The 17,708-nt window shown below is 63.8% G+C and carries 17 protein-coding genes and 1 pseudogene; 12 read left to right on the top strand and 6 right to left on the bottom strand.

Annotation, left to right across the window (positions count from 1 at the left end; genetic code table 11):
* Positions 1-4: 4 nt before the first annotated feature.
* Entirely contained in the window at positions 5-352 is a 348-nt protein-coding gene (locus tag QW868_RS05885) for a hypothetical protein (RefSeq protein ID WP_315756261.1), read from the top strand.
* 30 nt (positions 353-382) lie between these two features.
* Here the strand turns inward: QW868_RS05885 and QW868_RS05890 are convergent, their stop codons facing one another.
* The gene (locus tag QW868_RS05890; protein WP_315741270.1) at positions 383-595 is read right to left on the bottom strand and encodes a hypothetical protein; all 213 of its coding nucleotides are present in this window, start codon (positions 593-595) and stop codon (positions 383-385) included.
* A 215-nt stretch (positions 596-810) separates the two neighbouring features.
* On the opposite strand from QW868_RS05890, the gene QW868_RS05895 reads away from it, so the two are divergent.
* On the top strand, positions 811-1,119 hold the full coding sequence (locus QW868_RS05895; protein ID WP_315796444.1) for an EthD family reductase: 309 nt from the start codon (positions 811-813) through the stop codon (positions 1,117-1,119).
* A gap of 168 nt (positions 1,120-1,287) precedes the next feature.
* Here QW868_RS05895 and pqqA read toward each other — a convergent pair whose 3' ends face one another.
* A complete protein-coding gene (gene pqqA, locus QW868_RS05900; protein ID WP_009031067.1) occupies positions 1,288-1,368 on the bottom strand; it encodes a pyrroloquinoline quinone precursor peptide PqqA in 81 nt (26 codons plus the stop codon).
* Between the two features lie 217 nt (positions 1,369-1,585).
* Complete coding sequence (locus QW868_RS05905) at positions 1,586-1,858, bottom strand: hypothetical protein (protein WP_315741268.1); 273 nt, start codon at positions 1,856-1,858, stop codon at positions 1,586-1,588.
* A 382-nt stretch (positions 1,859-2,240) separates the two neighbouring features.
* Here QW868_RS05905 and QW868_RS05910 point away from each other — a divergent pair, with 382 nt between their 5' ends.
* The 3 genes from QW868_RS05910 to QW868_RS05920 are packed head-to-tail and all read left to right on the top strand — an operon-like array spanning position 2,241 to position 5,207.
* Positions 2,241-3,905: a methanol/ethanol family PQQ-dependent dehydrogenase gene (locus QW868_RS05910; RefSeq protein WP_315741267.1), complete on the top strand. Its 1,665-nt coding sequence runs from the start codon at positions 2,241-2,243 to the stop codon at positions 3,903-3,905.
* Between the two features lie 25 nt (positions 3,906-3,930).
* A complete protein-coding gene (locus QW868_RS05915; RefSeq protein ID WP_315771598.1) occupies positions 3,931-4,272 on the top strand; it encodes a cytochrome c in 342 nt (113 codons plus the stop codon).
* 32 nt (positions 4,273-4,304) lie between these two features.
* Entirely contained in the window at positions 4,305-5,207 is a 903-nt protein-coding gene (locus tag QW868_RS05920; RefSeq protein ID WP_315771716.1) for a transporter substrate-binding domain-containing protein, read from the top strand.
* A gap of 20 nt (positions 5,208-5,227) precedes the next feature.
* Here QW868_RS05920 and QW868_RS05925 read toward each other — a convergent pair whose 3' ends face one another.
* On the bottom strand, positions 5,228-6,175 hold the full coding sequence (locus tag QW868_RS05925) for a helix-turn-helix domain-containing protein (RefSeq protein WP_315741265.1): 948 nt from the start codon (positions 6,173-6,175) through the stop codon (positions 5,228-5,230).
* A 407-nt stretch (positions 6,176-6,582) separates the two neighbouring features.
* Between QW868_RS05925 and xoxF5 the strand changes: the two genes are divergently transcribed.
* The 7 genes and pseudogenes from xoxF5 to QW868_RS05960 all read left to right on the top strand — a co-directional run.
* Positions 6,583-8,388, top strand: a complete 1,806-nt coding sequence (gene xoxF5, locus QW868_RS05930; RefSeq protein WP_315741264.1) for a lanthanide-dependent methanol dehydrogenase XoxF5 — start codon at positions 6,583-6,585, stop codon at positions 8,386-8,388.
* A gap of 132 nt (positions 8,389-8,520) precedes the next feature.
* Positions 8,521-9,000 carry a c-type cytochrome, methanol metabolism-related gene (locus tag QW868_RS05935; RefSeq protein WP_315741285.1) on the top strand — a complete coding sequence of 160 codons (480 nt, stop codon included), beginning with the start codon at positions 8,521-8,523 and terminating at the stop codon, positions 8,998-9,000.
* A 78-nt stretch (positions 9,001-9,078) separates the two neighbouring features.
* Positions 9,079-10,188, top strand: a complete 1,110-nt coding sequence (locus QW868_RS05940; protein WP_315756267.1) for an S-(hydroxymethyl)glutathione dehydrogenase/class III alcohol dehydrogenase — start codon at positions 9,079-9,081, stop codon at positions 10,186-10,188.
* A gap of 33 nt (positions 10,189-10,221) precedes the next feature.
* Positions 10,222-10,785, top strand: a complete 564-nt coding sequence (gfa, locus tag QW868_RS05945) for an S-(hydroxymethyl)glutathione synthase (protein ID WP_315713222.1) — start codon at positions 10,222-10,224, stop codon at positions 10,783-10,785.
* Between the two features lie 359 nt (positions 10,786-11,144).
* Positions 11,145-11,597, top strand: coding sequence for a (2Fe-2S)-binding protein (locus QW868_RS05950; protein ID WP_315741262.1), 453 nt, complete (start codon positions 11,145-11,147; stop codon positions 11,595-11,597).
* 2 nt (positions 11,598-11,599) lie between these two features.
* Positions 11,600-13,933 carry a xanthine dehydrogenase family protein molybdopterin-binding subunit gene (locus QW868_RS05955; protein WP_316230108.1) on the top strand — a complete coding sequence of 778 codons (2,334 nt, stop codon included), beginning with the start codon at positions 11,600-11,602 and terminating at the stop codon, positions 13,931-13,933.
* A gap of 114 nt (positions 13,934-14,047) precedes the next feature.
* Positions 14,048-14,363: pseudogene (locus tag QW868_RS05960) on the top strand (amidase); the annotation flags it as partial.
* Positions 14,364-14,371: 8 nt separating this feature from the next.
* On the opposite strand, the gene ccoG reads toward QW868_RS05960, so the two are convergent.
* Together ccoG and QW868_RS05970 are read right to left on the bottom strand one after the other, a co-directional pair.
* Positions 14,372-15,853 (bottom strand): cytochrome c oxidase accessory protein CcoG, encoded by a 1,482-nt coding sequence (gene ccoG / locus QW868_RS05965; RefSeq protein WP_316230109.1) that lies wholly within the window; start codon positions 15,851-15,853, stop codon positions 14,372-14,374.
* A 355-nt stretch (positions 15,854-16,208) separates the two neighbouring features.
* Complete coding sequence (locus QW868_RS05970) at positions 16,209-17,003, bottom strand: fumarylacetoacetate hydrolase family protein (RefSeq protein ID WP_315741259.1); 795 nt, start codon at positions 17,001-17,003, stop codon at positions 16,209-16,211.
* Between the last annotated feature and the right edge of the window lie 705 nt (positions 17,004-17,708).

Raw genomic sequence — 17,708 nt, forward strand, 5'->3', positions numbered from 1 at the left:
TGCCATGAAACGCGGACTCGCCGTGACGGCAACCATTCTGTTCGCCATGCCGCTCGCAGCCGTCGCACAAAGCAAGGGCATCCGGCTCTGGAATCTGACCACCGCAACGATGACCGGCTTTCAGCTCTCTCCGGCCGGCCAGAACAACTGGGGTCCGAACCAGACGCTGAGCGACAAGGACAAGGAGCTCGATCACGACGAACGGCTGAAGCTCACCGGCATCGAGCCTGGGCGCTACGACGCCAAGGTGAGCTATGCCGGCGAGCGGCAGTGCGTCGTACGCGGCCTCGACATCAAGGCCGACGCCGTGATCTCGGTCGCGGACAAGGACCTCAAAGAGTGCACGAAGTAGGCAGCCAGCGTGCCGACGGCCAGGCCGGCCTCAGGCCTTGTCGTTGGTGTGCGGATATTCGCAGCGCCACCGCACTGCCGTCCATTTCGGGTGCTCGCCGATCCACTGCGCGATGTAGGGCGGCGCCTTCATCGCGCATTGCTGCAGAGAGGCGCCGCCATCTGCGAAAACGAGATGCTGCTCCTCGCAGGTGGCCGGAGACAGGACTGCGCAGACGGTGATGACGAGATCGATGGGGCTCATGGCTCGTTGTCCTTCGATAAGCCTGAAGCAACGTACCTGAAACTACGACATCCGGCTGCATCAGTTTCTCTTTGCGCAACAAATTATCCAGCGGAACCAAGGCTGGAACGACCATCCCCGGGCCAAGCCGGCCCTGACGCTTGATCCGAACCGGCAGATCGGCTGCAATGGACTCGGTCGATCGACCTCAAAAAGAGCGAATGCGGAGGAAGCAGATGCCCAAGGTTCTCGTACTCTACAAGACCCCCAAGAGCGCCGAGGCGTTCGACAAACACTACATGAACGTCCACGTGCCGCTGGCGAAGAAGATTCCCGGCCTGAAGAGCTACGATATCAGCCGCGGCCCGGTGAATGGGCCGGCGGGCGCCACCAACATCCACCTCGTTGCCACCCTGGTATTCGATTCGATGCAGGCGCTGCAGGCGGGAATGGGCTCTGCCGAAGGCAAGGCGGCGGCGGGCGATCTGCCCAACTTCGCCGATGGCGGCGTCGATCTGTATATCTTCGACACGCAGGACGTTTGATCCTTGGACGGTCCTCAGGCCGTCACCAACGTTCGGCGGTGTGCCCGTCATACCCGATCGGCCGAGAGGCCGGTCGCCGGGACGATCTCGTGGGTCGTCTGCAGAATGGATCCGCCAAGCCAGTCCGAAGCAAATTTTGCTCTTCGTGGCTTGGCAGACCGCTACGCGCTACTTGCGCGCCGCACAGGCGTACATGTTGATTTCCATGCCAACCGGCACTTCGACGATCTTCGGTGTCTTCCAGGCCATTTCAAGCTCCCAAGTTCGACTATCATTGACTGACGCATTGCTCGCGCCGACGTCGAAGCTAGGACCGCATCAGGTGGAACGCAAGGCTCCGCAACCGTGGAGCATTTCCCAGCGGTTGGCGATCGATTGAACGAAACAGAAATCCAGCCGCCTGGCTGGACGCCGTTCCGCCTCAATCCTCGTAGGACGTGCCCCCTGAGCGGGACGGCAGCTTCGCTCACGCACCGCCCGGCTGCACATAGCAGAACACATATCGATTGCGGCTCAGGAAGATGATGCCGTGCCCCGTCGGATTTCCCTTGTCCCACTTCAGCTTGTGATCGGGGACCTCGATTTCGGTACCGACATCGATGTGCGGACGGCCACGCGGCTCATCGGGACGGTCATCGGTGATGATGACATAGGTCTTGCCGTTGCGGACATGGATCTCATCGGCAAAGTAGGCGTCAGCCTCACCGCAGCATGATGCCGTCGGGACATCGGGCTGCATCAACGCCTCGTACCATTGACGCAATGCAGGATCGGCCGCTCCCCACTGACCGAGATCACGCGCACTCGCACTCACCCAAAGGCAACAAAGCATGCCGAGCCAAAGGATGGTTCGTCTCATCCGCCTACTCCTCTGTTGTCCCGGCATGATGCAGTGAAGCAATGTTCGTGCCGCAACGCAGCATAGGAGCGGTGCCATCATGCCGAACTCGATCAGCGAGCAGCGACAACGGCTTGGCTGTCCCGTCCGAATCGGACGAGGAAGGCTTCCCGATGAGACGAGGATCGTTGCCACCTTTTCGTATTGACGGTTCCTGATTTCGAGGGGAGTGTTGTTCCCGCAGCGTCAGGATAGGCGCGCATAAAAATCTCGGAGGAAATGAATGAAGCGGATCGCGCTGGCCGCAGGCCTCGCCATTTTTGCATCACATGGTGCAAGCGCGCAGAGCGCCGATCAGTTGGTCAAGGGTGCAACTGATACGGCAAACGTCCTCAACTACGGCATGGGCTACAATCTGCAGCGGTTCAGCCCGCTCACCCAGATCAACAAGGACAACGCCAAGAACCTGGTCCCGGTCTGGAACTACAGTTTCGCCGATGATCGCAGTGAAGAATCGCAGCCGCTGGTCTATCAGGGCGTGCTCTACGTCACGACCCACAATGCGACGATGGCCGTCGACGCCAAGACCGGCAAGCAGATCTGGAAGAGCAAGATCGACTATCCCGCCGAGACGCCGCGCGTGGTCTGCTGCGGCATCATCAATCGCGGCGCCGCACTGTACGACGGCAAGGTGTTCCGGACGACGCTCGATGCCAACGTGATTGCGCTCGATGCCAAAACCGGCAAGGAGCTGTGGCGCCAGAAAGCCGCCGATATCAAGGAAGGCTACTCGATGACCGTCGCGCCGCTGGTCGCCGACGGCGTCGTTTTGACGGGCATCTCCGGCGCCGAGTTCGGCACCCGCGGCTTCATCGATGGTTGGGATCCCGCGACGGGCAAGCATTTGTGGCGCACACACACGGTCCCAAGCCCGGATGAACCCGGCGGCGACACCTGGAAGGGCGACACCTGGAAGCTGGGCGGCGGCTCGACCTGGATCACCGGCTCCTACGATCCCGAGCAGAACACCGTGTTCTGGGGCGTCGGTAATCCCGGACCGTTCAACGCGGCGGTGCGCCCGGGCGACAACCTCTACACCTGCTCGGTGCTCGCGCTCGATCCGAAGACCGGCAAGATGAAGTGGCACTTCCAGTTCTCGCCGAACAATCCGTTCGACTACGACGCGGTCGCGGAGATGGTGCTCGCCGATATGAACGTCGAGGGCAAGCCGACCAAGGTGCTGATGAACGCTAACCGCAATGGCTTCTTCTACGTGCTCGATCGCACCAATGGGAAGCTGCTCGCGGCCAACCCCTATGTGAAGGTGAACTGGGCCTCCAGCATCGACCTGAAGACCGGGAAGCCGGTCGAGACCGACGTGACGCGTGATGCGCGCGAGGGCAAGAAGGTCACGGTCTATCCGTCGATTCTCGGCGGCAAGAACTGGGAGCCGATGTCGTTCAATCCGCAAACGGGATTGGCCTATGCCAATACGCTCGTGTTCGGCGGTCACTACAAGACCGAGCCTGCGACCTACAAGGCCGGCGAGTGGTACCTCGGCATGGACCTGACGGATCTGTGGGATTGGCCGGAAGGGCCGCGCGGTCAGCTCAAGGCCATCGATCCGATGACCGGCAAGACCAAGTGGGAGCAGCCGAGCGACATCCCGCGCTTCTCCGGCGTGCTGTCCACGGCAGGCGGCGTGGTGTTCTCGGGCAAGCTGACCGGCGAGTTCGAAGCTTTCGACGCCGACAGCGGCAAGAAGCTGTGGCAGTTCCAGACCGGCTCCGGCATCGAGGGCCAGCCCGTCACCTGGCAGCAGGACGGCGTGCAGTATGTCGCTGTCACCTCCGGCTACGGCGGCGTCTACTCGCTGTTCTCCGGTGACGAGCGCCTCGCCAACGTTCCGGCAGGCGGCTCGTTGTGGGTCTTCGCGGTCAAGAATTGAGTGCGGATCGCCCGTGAGACAGACCATGTTCATGAGAACGGCGGCGGCCTTCGCCGCCGTCATGGCGACTTTGGCCGTGCCATCGACGACCGCCCTCGCCCAACAACAAGATGGCAGCGCTGCACACAGCCAGGTCGACCTCGGCAAGACGACGTTCGCTCAGAAGTGCTCGCACTGCCACGGGCCCAACATGGTGAACTCCGGCACTGTGACGCCCGACCTGCGCCGGTTTCCCGATGACCAGCCTCGTTTCGTCACCACGGTGAAGCAGGGCAAGAACGGCCGCATGCCGCCCTGGGGCGACATTCTCAGCGATGACGAGATCACCGCGCTGTGGGCCTACGTTTCGAGCCGGAGAGCGCAGTGATACGCCATCTCTGCTGTTGGTTGGCCGCCTTGATGATTTCGACGGTGTCGTCAGCGGCTTCAGCCGCTGACGACGTGCTGCGCATCTGCCTCGACGAAAATCTTCCGCCGCTCTCGGCCCATCATCGTGGCAAGCCCGGCGGCGGCTTCGATGTCCTGCTCGGTCAGGCGATCGCCGATCGCCTCGGCAGGAAGCTCGAGATCCAGTGGTACGAGAGCAAATTGGACGAAGATTCCAGTCCAGCGCTGGAGGCGAATGCACTGCTATCGGACGGACGCTGTTCGTTGCTCGGCAGCTATGCGTTCACGCAGGACGGTTTGGTTGCGCCGGGCGTCAAGACGGCCAAGCTGCCGGACTTCGATGGCGCCACGCGCGACGATCGCCGTCGCCGTGTTCCGCTCGGCACGCTGATGCCGAGCAAGCCGTATATGTTCTCAACACTGACCGTCGTTCTCGGACCTTCCGCGAAACCGCGCCCGATCACCGACATCGGCGATCTGGCCGGGCTGCGGCTGGCAATCGAGAGCGGCACGTTGGCGGATGCCATCCTGATGACGTTCGACAAGGGACGGCTGATCGACGACATCACTCATTTGATTCCGGCGCGGGACGATCTGCTCGGCGCGCTCGAACAGGGTAAGTTCGACGCGACCCTGCTCGATAGCAGACGTTTCGATGCGTATCGGGCGGCTCATCCCGACACCAAGCTCGGCGGGTCGGGCTACAGCTATCCGATCGGCGTGAACCGAGGTTATGTCGGGCTGGCCAGTTCGGCCGAACTCATCACATCGGTCGACAAGGCATTGACGGAGCTCGACGGCTCCGGGGCCCTGGCGAATCTCGGTCGGTCCGCCGGACTGACCTATCTTCCGCCGCGCGAGCCGGTGATTCTCGGCGATGCATTCCAGAGGATCATCCGGAGCGGCGCACGCTAGCGCGGTCGCTCCACGACCGCTCAGCGCGCCGCAGTCTTGTGAACCGACGATGGCACGACGCCGAAATATTTGCGGAAGACGCGACTGAAGTGCGACGAGCTCGAAAAACCCCATGAGAACGCGACATCGGTGATGGTCTTGCCGCTCTGCGTCTCCAGCTCCTGACGGCAATGCTGAAGCCGGGCCCGCCAGATGTAGTCGCTGACCGTCATCCCACGATCGCTGAAGACCATGTGAAGGTAGCGCTTGGTGCAACCCAGGGCCGCCGAAATCTGATCGATGCACAGATCGGGATCGCGCAGATGCTCGCGGATGAAGGCTTGAGCGCGGATATAGACCGCCTCGGGTCCCGCACGGTCCAGCATTCGATCGGCTTCGCGCAGCGGCAGCAGCAGTAGATCGATCAGCGACTCGGCGACGCTGGCCGCCGAGTTGGGCGACAGCCGGGTCGCCTCGTCGAACGCGGCATGGGTGACGTCATGCGCAATCCGACCGGTCCCGCTCCGCGCCGACAGCTTGTATGCCGGCATCTTCTCCGACCGGAAACCGCGCTCCTGCAACAGCTCCTTGGGCACGATGACAACGTCATGGCGCGTCAACGCGGGGCTGATGATCGTGTGCGGCGACGACACATCGTAGGCGAGGCAATCGCCGGGGCCGATCTCGATCTGGCGGCCATCCTGCTCGAAATAGGACGTTCCATAGGTCTGGAACAAGATCTTGATGTAGGGATGTGCCGCCTTTTGCGCACGCGCATAGGAATGCGCAATGCGGTGCTGGCTGGCCTCGATCTGGCAGAGCTTCAGGCGCGATACCGTCGTGAAATTGATGCGCCCCTCGAATGAGGCCCCCTCCAGCGGATCGACATCGAAACGTCCGCACAGGTCGGTCAGTGCATCTGACCAACGCTGGATCTGGCTCTTCGGCGAGAAGCCCGAAGTATTAAGCGAGCGGATCGTATCGGACATGTTTCATCCACCGATTCATGATCGAAACGCAACGGGTCCGCCGCAGGACGGCGAACGAGACTGCAGCAAGATTGCTCCCATTTTAAGGCTGCGGCTCTTTCGCGGCGCACTCGTTCCATAACGCGCCCTATCTGATCCTCCGCCTTCATCTCTGTAAGGTCAAGGGAAACGTCAACCCTCGGTGGAACCGCGATGCTGCAAATTGATGCTGCGCAGCAAGAGTGGCCCTCATGTTGCGGACCAGCAAAGCAAAATCTCCTTCAAAAACTTCTATTCGCTTCACTCTTGAGCAAGCTCTTTTCTCTTTTGGGCAAGTTTCCCGGTTGGGAAGTGGATAATCAATGATGCCGAAAACGAATACTGGGCCGCGTGATGCGGAACCTCAGTTGAACCCGGGAGGAAAGACGATGCGAAGAGTGCTACTCGCAACATGTCTGACGTCAGTCGCGGCGCTTGCCGCGGGTGGCGCATGGGCCAGTGAAGAGCTGGTCAAGATGTCGGCCAACCCGAAGGACTGGGTGATGCCGGCGGGAGACTACGCCAATACGCGTTACTCCAAGCTCAACCAGATCACCGCCCAGAACGTCGGCAAGCTGCAGGTCGCGTGGACCTTCTCCACCGGCGTGCTGCGCGGCCATGAAGGCGGACCGCTCATCATCGGCAACCTGATGTATGTGCATACGCCGTTCCCGAACAAGGTGTATGCGCTCGATCTCGCGCAGGACAACAAGATCGTCTGGAAGTACGAGCCCAAGCAGGACCCGAACGTCATTCCGGTGATGTGCTGCGACACGGTCAACCGCGGCGTCGCCTATGGTGACGGCAAGATCTTCCTGCATCAGGCCGACGACAAGCTGGTGGCGATCGACGCCAAGACCGGCCAGCATGTCTGGACCGCCGTCAACGGCGATCCGACCAAGGGCCAGACCGGCACCTCGGCGCCGCTGGTGGTGAAGGACAAAGTCCTGGTCGGCACGTCCGGCGGCGAGTTCGGCGTCCAGTGCAGCATGACCGCTTACGACATCAAGAGCGGCAAGCAGGTCTGGAAGGCCTATTCCGAAGGTCCGGATGACCAGATCCTGTTCGATGCCAATACCACCGCGCTCGGCAAGCCGGTCGGCAAGGACTCGAGCTTGAAGACCTGGCAAGGCGATCAGTGGAAGACCGGTGGCGGCTGCACCTGGGGCTGGATCTCCTACGATCCGCAGCTCGACATGGTCTATTACGGGTCGGGCAATCCCTCGACCTGGAACCCGAAGCAGCGTCCCGGCGACAACAAGTGGTCGATGACGATCTTCGCCCGCCACGCAGACACCGGCGTCGCGAAATGGGTCTATCAGATGACGCCCCACGACGAGTGGGACTATGACGGCGTCAATGAGATGATCCTGTCGGACCAGTCGATCAACGGTCAGCCGCGCAAGCTGCTCACGCACTTCGATCGTAACGGCCTCGGCTATACGCTCGACCGTGCCAGCGGCGAGCTCCTCGTCGCCGAAAAGTTCGACCCGAAGGTGAACTGGACCACCGGCGTCGACATGGACAAGAACTCGCCGACCTACGGCCGTCCGAAGGTTGTCGATCAATACTCGACCGACAAGCAGGGTGAAGACGTCAACACCAAGGGCATCTGCCCGGCGGCGCTCGGCACCAAGGACGAACAACCGGCCGCCTACTCGCCGGACACGCAGCTGTTCTACGTTCCGACCAACCATGTCTGCATGGACTACGAGCCCTTCAAGGTGAGCTACACCGCAGGTCAGCCCTATGTCGGCGCGACGCTGTCGATGTATCCGCCGGCGGGTGAGACCCATATGGGCAACTTCATCGCTTGGGACGGCAAGACCGGCAAGATCGCCTGGTCGAACAAGGAGCCGTTCTCGGTGTGGTCGGGTGCGCTCGCAACGGCCGGCGGCGTGGTGTTCTACGGAACGCTCGAAGGCTACCTCAAGGCGGTCGATGCCAAGACGGGCAAGGAGCTCTACAAGTTCAAGACTCCGTCCGGCATCATCGGCAACGTCACGACCTACGAGGCAGGCGGCAAGCAGTATGTCGCCGTGCTCTCGGGTGTCGGTGGCTGGGCCGGCATCGGTCTCGCGGCGGGCCTGACGGATCCGACCGCCGGTCTCGGTGCGGTCGGCGGCTACGCAGCGCTGAGCAACTACACCGCCCTGGGCGGCGCGCTCACCGTGTTCTCGCTCCCGCAGCAGTGAGCTAGGCACCTGCTTCCGGCGCATGGATTTCGTCCATGCGCCGGTTCGCCTGCCCCAGAAAATTAAGGGAAGACGCCCTTGCGTAGAATCTGTTTTGCGGTCGCCACGGCTCTGATCCTGGCAACCGGCGGGATGAATGTCGCCGAAAATGCCTGGGCGGAAAGTCCGGGAGATCCTGCGGCCGTCAAGTCCGAAGACGGGAAGTACTTCGATAAGGATGGCAATCCGACCTACAAGGTGGGCGCCGACGGATCGGTCGACTGGTACACCTACTCCGGATACCGCCGCTATCATTCCGAATGCCACGTCTGCCACGGGCCCGACGGCATGGGATCGACTTATGCGCCTGCGCTGAAGGACTCGGTCAAGACCATGAGCTACGGCGATTTCATCGGTGTCATCGCCAGCGGCCGCAAGAATGTCAGCACGTCCCAGGAGAACGTCATGCCGGCTTTCGGCGACAATCCGAACGTGGCCTGCTACATGGACGACCTCTACATCTACCTGCGCGCCCGCGGCAATGACGCGGTGGGACGCGTTCGCCCGGCCAAGCACGAGGACAAACCGCCAGCCTATACGGAAGCGGAGAACTCCTGCATGGGCAAGAAATGACTGACGACGGGGACCGCGCCTGAACAGTTTCCCTGGGCAGCGTCGCGGGCTCAAGAGAATGAAAGAGGAGTTTGAGACATGAAGACGCGCGCCGCGGTCGCTTTCGAAGCCAAGAAGCCGCTGGAGATCGTCGAGGTCGACCTCGAAGGGCCGAAGGCCGGCGAGGTACTGGTCGAGATCAAGGCCACCGGCATCTGCCACACCGATGCCTACACGCTCGACGGTTTCGACAGCGAGGGCATCTTCCCCTCGATCCTCGGCCATGAGGGCGCCGGCATCGTGCGCGAGGTCGGCCCTGGCGTGACCTCGGTCAAGCCCGGCGACCACGTCATTCCGCTCTACACACCGGAATGCCGCCAGTGCAAGAGCTGCCTCAGCCGCAAGACCAATCTCTGCACCGCGATCCGCGCCACGCAGGGCAAGGGCCTGATGCCCGACGGCACGTCGCGCTTCAGCTACAAGGGCCAGGCCATCTACCACTACATGGGCTGCTCGACCTTCTCCAACTTCACCGTGCTGCCGGAGATCGCGGTCGCGAAGATTCGCGAGGACGCGCCCTTCGACAAGAGCTGCTATATCGGCTGCGGCGTCACCACGGGCGTCGGCGCAGTCGTTAATACGGCCAAGGTCACGCCCGGCTCGAACGTCATCGTCTTCGGCCTCGGCGGCATCGGCCTCAACGTGCTCCAGGGCGCGCGGATGGCGGGCGCCGACAAGATCGTCGGCGTCGACGTCAATGACAGCAAGGAAGAATGGGGGCGCCGCTTCGGCATGACCCACTTCGTCAACCCGAAGAAGGTGACCGGCGACATCGTCCAGCATCTGGTTGCGCTGACGGATGGCGGTGCCGACTACACCTTCGACTGCACCGGCAATACCACGGTGATGCGCCAGGCGCTGGAAGCCTGCCATCGCGGCTGGGGCGAATCGATCATCATCGGTGTCGCCGAAGCCGGCAAGGAGATCGCGACCCGCCCGTTCCAGCTCGTCACCGGACGCGTCTGGAAGGGCACGGCGTTCGGCGGCGCGCGCGGGCGCACCGACGTTCCCAAGATCGTCGACTGGTACATGAACGGGAAGATCGAAATCGACCCGATGATCACCCACACGCTCAAGCTCGAAGACATCAACAAGGGCTTCGACCTGATGCATGAGGGCAAATCGATCCGTTCCGTCGTCGTGTTCTGACCCCAAGCACGCAAAACTGAGGAGGATTGCGCCATGACTGTCCACATCCATCCGTCCGTCGATAACGGCGTCAAACAAGGAAGCGGCCATTTCGCCGGCGGCACGCTGGTCTGCAAATGCCACGACCGGCCGGTCAAGGTCGGCATCAAGGGCGATGTCGCGCATAACCACGCGTGCGGCTGCACCAAATGCTGGAAGCCCTCCGGCGCGACCTTCTCGGTCGTTGCAGTGGTGCCGCGGCAGAACGTCACGGTGCTGGAGAACGGCGACAAGCTCAAGATCGTCGATCCCTCCGCCGTCATCCAGCGTTACGCCTGCACCGGCTGCGGCACGCATATGTATGGCCGCATCGAGAACACGGGCCACCCGTTCTACGGCCTCGACTTCATTCACCCCGAGCTGTTCCAGGAGCAGGGTTCGGCCGCGCCGGGCTTTGCGGCCTTCGTCTCCTCGGTGATCGAGTCGGGCGTGAAGCCGGAACAGATGGGCGAGATTCGGGCGCGATTGAAGGAGCTGGGGCTCGAGCCCTATGACTGCCTGTCGCCGGCCCTGATGGATGCGATTGCCACCCACGTGGCGAAAGCAAAGGCGGCCTGACGGCCGCCACGTACCAAGCGTACCAACTGAAGCGTTCCTTCCTGAAGACTTGGTGCCTCGCCTGCCCCACGCTGGCGAGGCATTCTTTTTTGTCGTCGTTTTGGTCTGGCGGCCGCCATTGTTGTCGGCGCACCGCCCATTGTTCCGCATTTGCATTGCAGCGGGCTGCACGCGCAGCGCTCGTCTGCTCTGACAACACACGCGCCTGTGTAGACCGACGCCTGTCCCGGTCTGCTATCACTAGTCGTTTTCCGACAACTCTCGATTGATCCGGCGCGTGCACGTAAGGACATGTGGTCCCGCGCGCGTCCACCAACGATCAGAACAGCGACCATTGGTCCGACAGAGCGAGGGCGAACATGATCAAGGTGAAAATCAACGGACAGGAGCAGAGCTGGGATGGCGATCCGAGCCTGCCGCTGCTGTGGTATCTGCGCGACGAGCTGGGTTTGACCGGAACGAAATATGGGTGCGGCGCGGCGCTGTGCGGCGCCTGCACCGTGATAGTCGACAAGGAAGCGGCGCGCGCCTGCATCACCGCAGTGTCGGATGTCGCGGGACGGGAGGTCACCACCATCGAAGGTCTGCATCCGACCGGAGATCATCCGGTGCAGAAGGCGTGGCGGCAGGTCAACGTGCCGCAATGCGGCTTCTGCCAGGCCGGGCAGATCATGCAGGCGGCCGCACTCTTGAACGAGAATCCCAAGCCGTCGCATGACCAGATCAGGGATGCGATGGCCGGCAACATCTGCCGCTGCGGCTGCTATCAGCGCATCGAGAATGCGGTCCATCTGGCCTCGACGGGGGTGTGATCATGAGCATCATCGCAAATCCCGACATCGCAAAGTCCGCGTCTCGCCGCGGCTTCGAGCGGCATCTCAAGGTCGAGAACGTCTCGCGCCGTACCATCCTGCAGACGCTGGGCCTCGCCGGCGGGTTCGTGCTCGCGGCTCCCTTGCTGTCGCGCCCGGCGTTTGCCGCCTATGAAACCGGCGCCGGCAAGATGCCGCACGGCACCGTGGTCGATCCCAAGGTTTTCGTTTCGATCGCCCCCGACGGCATCGTGTCGATCCTCGCCCACCGCTCCGAGATGGGCACGGGCGTGCGTACCAGCCTGCCACTGATCGTGGCGGAGGAAATGGAAGCCGACTGGTCGCGCGTGCGCGTCGTGCAGGCTCCCGGCGACGAGGTGAAGTTCGGCAACCAGGATACCGACGGTTCGCGCAGCACGCGGCACTATCTGCTGCCGATGCGACAGATCGGCGCCATGGCGCGGGCGATGCTCGAAGCCGCGGCGGCCAAGCGCCTCGGCGTGCCGCCGAGCGAAGTGAAAGCCGTCAATCATGAGGTCGTGCACAGCGCCAGCGGCCGCCGCCTCGGCTTCGGCGAGCTCGCGGCCGATGCAGCCAATCTGCCGGTCCCTGCGGTCGACACCGTGCAGCTGAAGTCGCCGAAGGACTTCCGTTATCTCGGCAAGGGCCAGGTCAGTATCGTCGATCTGCACGACATCACCGTCGGCAAGGCGCGCTATGGAGCCGACGTCCGCCTGCCCGGCATGAAATACGCGGTTATCGCCCGGCCGCCGGTCACCGGCGGCAAGGTCAAGTCGTTCGATCCGGCCGAGGCGCTGAAGGTGCCCGGCGTCGAGCAGGTGATCGAGGTCAAGGGCTGGCCCTGGCCGTCGAAGTTCCAGCCGCTTGGCGGCGTCGCCGTGATCGCGCGCAACACCGGCGCTGCAATCAAGGGTCGCGACGTGCTCAAGGTCGAATGGGACGACGGCGCCAATGCTGCTTACGACTCCGTCGCCTATCGCGCCGAGCTCGAAGCCGCCGCACGCCAGCCGGGTCTCGTCGTGCGCCAGGAGGGCGACGTCGAGGCCGCGCTGAAGTCGGCCGACAAGGTGATCACCGGCGAGTACTACCTGCCGCATTTCGCCCATGCCAGCATGGAGCCGCCGGTCGCGGTCGCCGACGTCAAGGGCGACAAGGCCGAAATCTGGGCGCCTGTGCAGAGCCCCGGCGGCACGCACGAGGATGTCGCCAAGACGCTGCAGATCCCGCCGGAGAACGTGACCGTCAACGTCACCCTGCTCGGCGGCGGGTTCGGGCGGAAGTCCAAATGCGACTTCGCGCTCGAGGCTGCCCTGCTGTCGAAGACGCTGGGCGCGCCGGTCAAGGTGCAGTGGACGCGTGATGACGACCTCCATCACGATTTCCTGCACACTGTGTCGGTGGAGCGCATCGAAGCCGGGCTCGACAAGAGCGGCAAGGTGGTGGCCTGGCGCCACCGCAGCGTCGCGCCGACCATCCTGTCGACCTTCGCGGCGGGCGCCGATCATGCCGCGCCGTTCGAGCTCGGCATGGGCCTCGTCGACATGCCGTTCGAGATCGCCAACATCCAATGTGAGAATCCCGCCGCCAAGGCGATGACCCGCATCGGCTGGTTCCGCTCGGTCTCCAACGTCCCGCGCGCCTTCGCCGTGCAATCGATGGTCGGCGAGATCGCGCACGCGACCGGACGCGACCAGAAGGACATGCTGCTCGATCTGATCGGCACTCCGCGCGTCCTGAAGCTCGCCTCGGTGAAGGATCTCTGGAACTACGGCGAGCCCTACGAGAGCTACCCGATCGACACCGGCCGGCTGCGCCGCGTCGTCGAGTTCGTGGCCGAGAAGGGCAATTGGGGCCGCTCGGTGCCCAAGGGCCACGGCCTCGGCATCGCCGCGCATCGCAGCTTCGTCAGCTACATCGCCACCATCGTGGAGGTGTCGGTCGACGACAAGGGCAAGCTCGTGGTGCATCAGGTCGACACCGCGATCGACTGCGGCACCTTCGTCAACCCCGAGCGCATCGCCTCGCAGCTCGAAGGCGCCGCGATCATGGGGCTGAGTCTCGCCAAATATGGCGAGATCAGCTTCAAGAACGGCCGGGTGCAGCAGCGCAACTTCGACGACCATCCGGTGGTCCGAATCGACGAGGCACCGCTGGTGACCAACGTGCACATCGTGCCCGTTGATGCCGACACTCCGCCAAGCGGCGTCGGCGAGCCGGGCGTGCCGCCATTCGCGCCGGCGCTCGCCAACGCGATCTTTGCCGCCACCGGCAAGCGCCTGCGGGCGCTGCCGATCGGCAATCAGCTCGCGACCTGAGCTTGCAGCAATCAGCAGATCATCGGCCGGAGCGATCCGGCCGGTGATCCCAGCGGAAGAAGCAGGATCGGTCAGCGCCCGTAGCGCACCGAGGCATAGCGGCCAATGACGGCGGAAGGCGAGGTCTGCATCACCGCGCTGGAGACCGGCGTCACCGGCAGCTTCCGCCTCACCGTGCGCAAGGACATGGACATCACCTGGCCGTTCGCCGAGAACGCCACCCACCTGATGTCGATCGGCCTCGACGAGGATCTCGATGACGCCGCCAAGCAGGCGGTGCGCGAGATGGTCGAGCACGTCTGCGCCCGCACCAACCTGTCGCGCAACCAGGCCTACATGCTGTGCTCGCTGGCCGGCAATCTGCGCGTCACCCAGCTGGTCGACGGCAACAAGGGCATTCCACATGCTGCTGCCGAAATCCTATCTGTAGGCCCTCCGCTACCGGTTCACGAAGCGGTCGTGCGCGGTCAGCACGACCTGCCCGCTCGCATCGACCGCCTGGAAGGTCACATCGGCATCCACAGACTCGGGCATGGTCAGCGTCACCCGCAGCGCCTCCGAGCCGTCCGGCTCGACCTCGATCGCATCCGCCGCCGCATGGCCGACGATGGCGAGCGCCGCATCGATGCCGCTGATGCCTAGCCTGAAGCTCTGCACGGCGGACGACTTGTTGAGCAGCTTCACCGTATAGCCGTTGCGCACCGAGCCATCCGACAGCCGCACCGACATCGGATCGCGATCGTGCTGCACCGACAGCACAGCGGTGGTCTTCGTGACGAACGAAACAGCGATCACGCCGGCCACAGCGACGCAGGCGAGCGCGAGCCCGATCGTCTTCGGCCGCGCCAGCCGTGAGACACGCGGCTCGCCGACACGGCCACGCTCGATGTTGCGCCAGCTCTCGTAGTCGATCAGGCCACGCGGACGGTCGAGCTTGGCCATCACGCCGTCGCAGGCATCGACGCAGAGGCCGCAATTGATGCAGGCGAAGCTCGGCCCCTGGCGGATGTCGATGCCGATCGGGCAGACCGCGACGCAGGCGCCGCAATCGACGCAATCGCCGGCCGGCAACCCCTGCGATCGCGCCTCGGCGGCCTTTTTCGCCGACATCCGGGTCTCGCCGCGATAATCGCGATAGTTCACCGTGAAGGCTTCCGGATCCCAGATCGCGCCCTGCAGACGCGGCCACGGGCACATGAAGGTGCAGACCTGCTCGCGCGCGAAACCGGCGAGGCCATAGGTCGTGCCGGCGAACACCAAGGTCCAGGTCAGCGCGGTCGCCGACATCTCGCCATGGACGAGATCGCGCAGCAACTCCGGCGCGTCGGTGAAGTAGAAGATCAGGGTGCCGCCGGTGCCGAGCGCGATCGCCATCCACAGCGCGTGCTTGGTGGCGATCTGCGCGATCCGCCGCGCCGTCAGCGGCGCGCCGACGTTCTTCAGCCGCTGCCGGCGGTCGCCCTCGACGAGGCGCTCGACCAGCAGGAACAGGTCGGTCCACACCGTCTGCGGACAGGCGAAGCCGCACCACAGGCGGCCGGCCAGCGCGTTGACCAGGACGAGGATGAACGTCGCCAGCAGCATCGCCGCGGTGATGAGATAGAGATCCTGCGGCCAGATCTCGGCAGGGCCAAGGTAGAGCTTTCCGTGGGCGAAATCGAGCAGCACGGCCTGGCCCGGCGCATTCGGCCCGCGGTTCCAGCGCACGAACGGCGTGATGTAGTAGACGGCGAGCGTCAGAACGAGAATCAGCCATTTCAGCCGCCGGATTGGCCCCTTGACGCCCTGCGGAACCACCGGGCCGCCAGCGCTGCGCAACGACCGTGCCGGGCCGCGGGCCTGACCCTGGCCCTTGCTTTGGCCTTGGCCCTGCGCCATGCGCCTCGTCTTGGCGTGATCGATCTCGATGGTGATGGCCACGGCTGCCCTCGTTCGCTCGGCTGATGCAGGGCAACGATAGGCGGCGGTGCCCGGCGGCTCTTTGTCGGGCCACAAACTTGCGAACGGGTGGCAGCGCCTGTTTGCGCGGGAACAACGATAGTTCCCGTCCGGCAGGCGATGAGAGGCGCGGCGCCGCGAGCGCCACGGCGGCAGTCGCAGCATCCGGAGGGATGGCTGCGGCTGCCGCGCTTGTTGGATAGCGCGCGTAGCGACGCTCGCTGCTCGCCTCTCCCCGCGTGCGGGGAGAAGGAGCGTACCGGCATTGCGGCGGCGACTTCCGTTCCGATCGGCAGCGTTAACATGCTGCACACGACGTGTGATCCAGCCCCTCCACTCAAACGATCTTGATCGACATGTCCGGCAGGCCCTCGAGCTTGCACAAGAGCACGTCGCCCTTGACGACCGGGCCGACATTCTCCGGCGTGCCGGAATAGATGATGTCGCCGGCCTTCAGCTCGAACGCCTCGGACAGTTTCGCGATCTGCTCGGCGACGTTCCAGATCATCTTGGTCAGGTCGGAGTTCTGCCGGACCGTGCCGTTGACCGCGAGCGAGATCGCGCCCTTGGTGAAGTGGCCGACCTTCGCCACCGGATGGATCGGGCCGAGCACAGCGGCATGATCAAAACTCTTGCCGATCTCCCATGGCTTCTTCTCGGCGGCCATGCCGTTCTGCAGGTCACGGCGGGTCATGTCGAGGCCGAGCGCGTAGCCATAGACATGATCGAGCGCGGACTCGGCGGGAATGTTGGTGCCGCCGGATTTCAGCGCCGCGACCAGTTCGACCTCGTGATGATAGTTCTTGGTCAGGGACGGATAGGGATGATCGGCGACCTCGCCGATCGCGACATTCTGGATCGCGTCGGTCGGCTTCTGGAAGAAGAACGGCGGCTCGCGGTTCGGATCGGAGCCGCGCTCGATGGCATGCGCCGCATAGTTGCGGCCGATGCAGTAGATGCGGCGGACGGGGAACACACCCTGCTCGCCGGCGATCGGAATGGTGGTCGCCGGCACGGCGAAGATCGGCTTCGGCCCGGCCTGCGCTGCTGCAGGGTGGGTGTCCGTCATGATCGCAGCCGCTGCGGCTGCACTGCCGGCGACGAGAAGATCGCGGCGTGAGGTGTCTGCCATGGGTTTCCTCCTGGGATCAGCCGTTGCGGCCGGCTGATTTGTTGGTGGTGGCGCGCCAGCATCGGCGCCCCGCTCAACTGATAAGCATATCCAGTATGCCAGTGCCACTATGCGCGCACGCGCCGTCGCTCTCGCAGCGCAACACGCGCCCGAAGCGATGCTCGAGACCCTCGCCGGAAACGCGAGGGCGCAGGGAAGGCCGGACCTCGACTGAGGCCCGTGGCCCGCCTGCGGAAAAAAATGCAGGCGGCAGGAACCACAGGTTCAGCCGGACAGACCCGGCCTTCCCTGCGCGATGGGTGAACGTCTGCTCCGAGCTCTCCCCGGGGACCGGCTTGTTTGCTCCCGTCACCTGCGCAACCCATCAGGTCGGCAACAGGCTTGGCGCCAGCATCGGGGCGCCAGGACCACACGGCTTGAACGTCCGCGAGCTGACAGTCGTCTTGCGCAAAAGCGCCTGACAGACCCGCGGCCATCGCTCCCCGCCTCAACGTATCGTGACGACGCGTACGCCCCTCTGAATGAGGCGGGATGGAGGGAGGAAAGCATATCTTCCGATAAAACGAAAGTCGGAAATTTTTGCGCCGATATCTGGACAGAGGTGATCGCGCTGAGCGCGCTGCGGAATTTTCGTTTTCGGCACAGGCACGATCTGGATCATGAGAGGGGTTGCGGGGCGGCGCTTCTTGTCGCGCCCGAGGCCGA

The organism is Bradyrhizobium sp. SZCCHNR1051 (assembly GCF_032489615.1).
Classification (GTDB): domain Bacteria; phylum Pseudomonadota; class Alphaproteobacteria; order Rhizobiales; family Xanthobacteraceae; genus Bradyrhizobium.